Annotated in this window: 6 protein-coding genes; 3 read left to right on the top strand and 3 right to left on the bottom strand. The window is 67.7% G+C overall.

Annotated features, from left to right (window positions below):
• Together ACQKJZ_RS17505 and ACQKJZ_RS17500 are read right to left on the bottom strand one after the other, a co-directional pair.
• Positions 1 to 1086, bottom strand: a 1086-nt coding sequence (locus tag ACQKJZ_RS17505; protein WP_427732767.1) for a metallopeptidase TldD-related protein, incomplete at its 3' end; no start/stop codon positions are given.
• Between the two features lie 190 nt (positions 1087 to 1276).
• On the bottom strand, positions 1277 to 1510 hold the full coding sequence (locus ACQKJZ_RS17500; RefSeq protein WP_183952980.1) for a zinc-finger domain-containing protein: 234 nt from the start codon (positions 1508 to 1510) through the stop codon (positions 1277 to 1279).
• A gap of 89 nt (positions 1511 to 1599) precedes the next feature.
• Here ACQKJZ_RS17500 and ACQKJZ_RS17495 point away from each other — a divergent pair, with 89 nt between their 5' ends.
• Entirely contained in the window at positions 1600 to 2532 is a 933-nt protein-coding gene (locus ACQKJZ_RS17495; protein WP_427732764.1) for an ABC transporter ATP-binding protein, read from the top strand.
• 261 nt (positions 2533 to 2793) lie between these two features.
• On the opposite strand, the gene ACQKJZ_RS17490 is transcribed toward ACQKJZ_RS17495, so the two are convergent.
• Positions 2794 to 3540: an energy transducer TonB gene (locus tag ACQKJZ_RS17490; RefSeq protein ID WP_427732762.1), complete on the bottom strand. Its 747-nt coding sequence runs from the start codon at positions 3538 to 3540 to the stop codon at positions 2794 to 2796.
• Between the two features lie 120 nt (positions 3541 to 3660).
• Here ACQKJZ_RS17490 and nadB point away from each other — a divergent pair, with 120 nt between their 5' ends.
• A complete protein-coding gene (nadB, locus tag ACQKJZ_RS17485) occupies positions 3661 to 5238 on the top strand; it encodes an L-aspartate oxidase (RefSeq protein WP_312487294.1) in 1578 nt (525 codons plus the stop codon).
• A 148-nt stretch (positions 5239 to 5386) separates the two neighbouring features.
• Positions 5387 to 6057 (top strand): serine hydrolase (locus tag ACQKJZ_RS17480; protein WP_427732759.1); only part of this gene is annotated, 671 nt, incomplete at its 3' end.

Below are 6057 nucleotides of genomic sequence, written 5' to 3'. Positions count from 1 at the left end.
CTTCATGAAGGTGTTGGTCATGCGCGGCATCGGCGCATGGGCGAAGCTCTCACGGCGGCCATTGCCGGTCGGCGCGACGCCCATCAGCCGGGCGTTGAGCCGGTCCTGCATATAGCCCTTCAAAATGCCGTCCTCGATCAGCACCACCTCGCGCGTCGGCGTCCCTTCGTCATCGATCGACAGCGAACCGCGCCGGTCGGCGAGGCTGCCGTCATCGACCACCGTGACGCCGGGCGCCGCGACCCGCTCGCCGATCCGCCCCGAAAAGGCCGAGGTGCCCTTGCGGTTGAAGTCACCCTCCAACCCGTGCCCGATCGCCTCATGCAGCAGCACGCCCGGCCAGCCCGGCCCCAGCAGCACGGTCATCTCGCCCGCAGGCGCGGCGACCGAGTCGAGATTGACCAGCGCCTGCTGAAGCGCGACGTCGATGCCCCGCTCCCACGTCTCGCGTGCGACGAGGCGGTCGTACAGGTAACGCCCGCCGATCCCGAAGCTGCCCGTCTCGCGCCGTCCATTCTGCTCGACCACGACCGAGATGTTCAGCCGCACCAGCGGCCGGACATCGGTGGCGACGAAGCCGTCGGCGCGGACGATCTCGACCACGCTCCAGCTGCCCGACAGGCCGACCGACACCTGCACCACGCGGGGATCGCGCGCACGGGCGGCGGCGTCGATCGTCTGGCAGAGCGACACCTTCTCGGCAAAGGGTATCAGGTCGAGCGGATCGGTCGCGGTATAGAGGTGGCGATTGGTCCCCTGCGGCGGCGGCGCGGCGGCGCCCTTGGCGGGATCGATCAGCGCCATGGTCTGCGCGGCACGCTGAATCGCGGCCTCGGACAGTTCGTTGGCGTGGGCAAAGGCGGTCATCTCGCCCGACACCGCGCGCAGGCCGAAGCCCGAATGGGTGTCGTACGCCGCCGTCTTCAGCCGCCCGTCGTCGAAGCCGAACGCTTCGGAGCGCTTATATTGCAGATAAAGTTCGCCATCGTCCGCGCGCGACAGGGCGTTGGCGGTGAGGCGCAGCGCCGCGTCGGGGTCCAGCGTGTCGCGGTAGAGGAACGAGCGGGGGTCGAGAGGCGAGGTCATCGCTGGGATATAGGATGCTTAGGAGAGGTTTAAAATCTCGACTCCAGGAAATCCCCTCTTCTTCTCCCCTCCCGCAGGCGGGAGGGGTCGGGGGAGGGCATGGAGTCTCACCGAGCCTGTCGCCCGTGGCCTTCCCTCCCCCATCCCCTCCCGTCTACGGGAGGGGCGTGAGTCTCATGCGCGTGGGGGCTTAACGCCCGGCGCCGTCGCCGTGATCCGGCAGGCTCGCCTGATCCGCACCATCCGCCGGTCCGCCGATCAGCACGAAACGGCGATCGCAATATCCACAATCGACATAGCCGGTCTCGTCGATCTGCAACCACACGCGCGGATGGCCGAGCGCGGCACCGCCCGGAATATCGGTGGCACCGTCGCAAGCGACGCGGGTCTGGGTGACGCGGGTGGTTTCGGGCGGCGGCAACATAGGCTCGCGCGATAGCAAGGCGTGGGGCACCGTGCAATTCCCGAAAACTCGGCTTGGCCTCGCGCGCCCACGGGCCTATCTCCGGCGCCATGACCGCCTCCACAGACGCCGCCATCTCGATCCAGGGCATCGCCAAGACCTATCAGGGCGGCAAGCGCGCGCTCGACGGGGTCAGCTTCGACGTGCCGAGGGGGCAGATCTTCGGACTGCTGGGGCCGAACGGCGCAGGGAAATCAACGCTGATCAACATCCTGGCGGGCCTCGTCATGAAGACCGAGGGCTCGGCGTCGATCTGGGGCTTCGACATCGACCAGCATCCGCGCAACGCCAAGGCGTCGATTGGCATCGTCAACCAGGAGATCCTGTTCGACCCCTTCTTCACGCCGCTCGAGACGCTGGAGATCCAGGGCGGGCTGTACGGCGTGCCCAAGGCGCAGCGGCGGTCGATGGAGCTGCTGCGCGCGGTGCATCTGGAGGACAAGGCCAACGCCTATTCGCGCACGCTGTCGGGCGGCATGAAGCGCCGCCTGATGGTCGCCAAGGCGATGGTCCACTCGCCGCCCGTGCTGGTGCTCGACGAACCGACGGCGGGTGTGGACATTGAGCTTCGCCAGCAACTCTGGGCCTATGTGCGCTCGCTCAACGAGCAGGGCGTGACGGTGGTGCTGACGACGCACTATCTGGAAGAGGCCGAGGAACTGTGTGACCGGATCGCGATCATCAACCATGGGCGCCTGGTCGCCAACGAGCCGACCCGCGAACTGGTCGGCAAGGCTCAGGAAAAGATCGTCGCGGTGACCGTCGACCGCGACGTCGCGGCGGTGCCCGACCATGCCAGCTTCGGCAAGATCGTCCTGAAGGGCACGCGCACGCTGGAGATCACCTATGCCAAGGACAAGGTGAATGCGGGCCAGGTGCTCGCGGCGGTGCAGGCGGATGGATACGGGATCGTCGATGTCTCGACCAAGGAAGCCGATCTGGAGGACGTGTTCCTGTCGCTGACGCGGAGTGTGGGGGCTTAAGATCAGCCGAATCCCTTAGCCTTCGACTTCGCTCAGCCTGAACGGGGGCGGGAAAGAGAGATTTTGTTCGCGCGGAGGCGCGGAGGACGCAGAGGTGTCTGGCGCGCGGAGATGACATCCTTAACCCATCACGTTCGCTTTGACAGGCTTTGAGAAGAGCAGAAGCTCAACATCTCCGCGTCCTCCGCGCCTCCGCGCGAACCTCTTTCTCTCTCCTGAAACCCGTTCAGGCTGAGCGAAGTCGAAGCCCACCCCCCGCCCTCACCGCTCGTCCCGCACCCGCTCCAGCACCCAGTCCTGATTGACCACGATGATCGACCGCACCGGCCGCCCATCGGCATCGCGTGACGGATCATAGCGGTATCGCTGCTCGATCAGCCGGCACGTCGTCTCGTCCAGCGCGGCATTGCCGCTGCTCCGGGTCACTACGCAGCCGCTGACCCGGCCATCGACATTGACGAAATAGCGGACCTGCACCGTCCCGCTCACGCCCGCGTCCGCCGCCGCGTCGGGATAGTCCGAATCCTTGATCCGCCCCTTGATCCGGCGCGGCGGGGTTTCCTCGCCATAGCCGTCGCCGTCCCCCGAGCCGCCGCTGCCCGTGCCGTTGCCGACCCCACCCGCCCCCGTGCCCGGCCCGGGCCGGTCGGACGCGCCCTGGCTGGCATCGTTACCGACCCCCGCCACCGGTGCGACGACGACCGGCGTCACCGGCGGCGGCAGCACGACGATCGGCGGTGGCGCGACGACTTCGATCGCCTGCGAGCGGATATTGGATGGCGCCGCGGCCCCGCGCGGGCGATTCGTCCGCACCTTCTTGGGCTGGATACGCGGCGGCGGAGGTGCCGGCGGGGCCACGTCGAAACTGTCGAGCGCGGCGGTGGGCAAGGCGGGGCGCGGCGCATATCCCAGCCCGATCACCAGCGCATAGCCAAGCCCCGCCACGATCACCCCCGTGGGGATGCCTGCGCGCAGACGATCGCGCCAATCGGGTCGGGCCAGCGGCATGCGTGGTGAGGTGGGAAGACCCGCGCGTCATCGCAAGGCGCGGAACCCCCTGTCCTCTCCACGCCATCCATGTCACAGGGCGGTCATGTATCCCCGTTCCGCGCCCCAAGGAGCCCGCGCATGACCGAATCCGATATCCTGATCGTCGGATCGGGCGCGGCGGGGCTGACCGCGGCGCTGAACCTGGCCGACCGGTTCAAGGTGACGGTGCTGGCCAAGGGCAAGCTGAACGAAGGCTCGACCGCCTGGGCGCAAGGGGGCATCGCCGCCGTGCTGGAACCCGGCGACACCTTCGACAGCCATATCGAGGATACGATGGTCGCGGGGGCCGGGCTCAACGACCGCGCCACCGTCGAGTTCGTGGTCGAGAACGCGCCGGCCGCGATCGAGCGCCTGCAAAAACTCGGCGTGCCCTTCGCGACCGAGGGCAATATGCTCCACCTGACGCGCGAGGGCGGGCATTCGCATCGCCGCATCGTGCATGTCGCCGACGCGACCGGCTGGGCGGTGCTCGACGCGCTGCTGAAGGCGGCGGACGCGCATCCCAACATCACCATGGTCCCCGATCAGGTCGCGATCGACCTGGCGACCAGCCGCCACGAGATGCGCTATTCGGGCGCCGGCCATGTCTGGGGCATCTATGCCGTCGACCGGCGCACGGGGCGCGTCGTCGTGCACAAGGCGCGCGCGACGATCCTGGCGACCGGGGGCGCGGGGCGCACCTATCAATTCTCCACCGCGCCCAAGGGGGCGACCGGTGACGGCATCGCCATGGCGTGGCGCGCCGGCGCGCGCGTGTCGAACATGGAGTTCATGCAGTTCCACCCGACCTGCCTCTACAACACCCAGGTCAAGAATTTCCTGATTACCGAGGCGGTTCGCGGCGAAGGCGGCCACCTGAAGATCCCCGAGACGGGCCACCGCTTCATGCCGGACCTGGACCCGCGCGCCGAACTCGCGCCGCGCGACATCGTGGCGCGCGCGATCGACCATGAGATCAAGCGGCTGGGCCTGGATTACGTCCATCTCGACATAAGCCATCAGCCGCCCGCCTTCGTCCGCGAGCATTTCCCCAACATCCACGAAAAGCTGTTGTCGCTCGGCATCGACATGACGGTGCAGCCGATCCCGGTCGTCCCCGCCCAGCATTATACCTGCGGCGGCGTCATCGTGGACCGCGACGGGCGCACCGACCTGCCCGGCCTCTACGCGGCGGGTGAAGTCACCCAGTCGGGTCTGCACGGCGCAAACCGGCTGGCCTCCAACTCGCTGCTCGAATGCTTCGTCTATGGCGAGGCGTGCGCGAACCATATCGCGCAGCATTGGGACGATCTGCCCCCGCCCCCCGCCATCCGCCCCTGGGACGAAAGCCGCGTCACCGATTCGGACGAAGAGGTGGTCATCAAGCAGAACTGGACCGAGATCCGCCGCTTCATGTGGAATTATGTTGGCATCGTGCGCACCACCAAGCGGCTGGAACGCGCGCAGCACCGCATCCGCATGCTGACCGACGAGATCAACGACTATTACGGCCATTTCCGCGTCACGCCCGACCTGATCGAGCTGCGCAACCTGCTCCAGACCGCCGAGCTGATCGTCCGCTGCGCGCTCCACCGCAAGGAGAGTCGTGGGCTGCACTATACGCTCGACTATCCCGAGACGCTGACGGACGCGGTCGACACGATCCTGATCCCGTAAGCGCGATCTTCATCCTCCCTCCTGCAAGGGACGGGATGGCGAGGTTTCGCATCTTGTCGCGCTCATGCGGCCTTTCGTCGCAAGGCTCATGCGGGGGGGGATTTCCCCCGATCGGTCGACACGTAAGGATGGCGATATTCAGCGGGGTATGGCGGTGACGAAGCGAGTATCGGGCGGCGGGCTGCGTATCTGGCCTGTCGGGTTTCTTGTGATCCTGTCGGCCTGCGGCACGGACAGCCGCCCCGGCGCCAGCGCCCATGCCCCCAGCGTGCCCGAACCCAGCGCCGCCATATCGATGCCGCTGCCGCCGCCGCGCCCGATGCACAGCCCCGCCGCCCCCGCCGAACTGGTCAGCACGATCAACAGCCTGTCGGCCGGGTTCAGCGGCAAGAAGGGCATTGCGGTGCGCGCGGTCGATGACGGCTGGACGGTCGAGGTCGGCGGGCGCCAGCGCCTGCCGCAGCAATCCGTCTCCAAGCTGTGGGTCGCGATCACCCTGCTCTCCTTACGCGATCAGGGCCGCGCACGTCTGGACGAACCGATCGTCGTCCGGCACGAGGACCTGACCCTGTTCCATCAGCCGATCGCGATGCTGGTCAAGGGCGACGGCTATCACACCACGGTCGGCGAACTGCTGACCCGCGCGCTGACCCAGAGCGACAATACCGCCAACGACCGGCTGCTTACCTATGTCGGCGGGCCGCAGGCGGTGCGCACGATGATCGCCAACAAGCGGCTGGGCGACATCCGCTTCGGTCCGGGCGAGCGGCTGCTCCAGGCCAAGACCGCCGGCCTGACGTGGCAACCCGCCTTCGCGGC

Origin of the sequence: Sphingomonas sp. NPDC019816 (assembly GCF_050274375.1) — a bacterium.
GTDB lineage: Bacteria > Pseudomonadota > Alphaproteobacteria > Sphingomonadales > Sphingomonadaceae > Sphingomonas.
The sequence above is the reverse complement of the archived record's forward strand: the minus strand, read 5'-3'. Positions and strand labels throughout refer to the sequence as shown.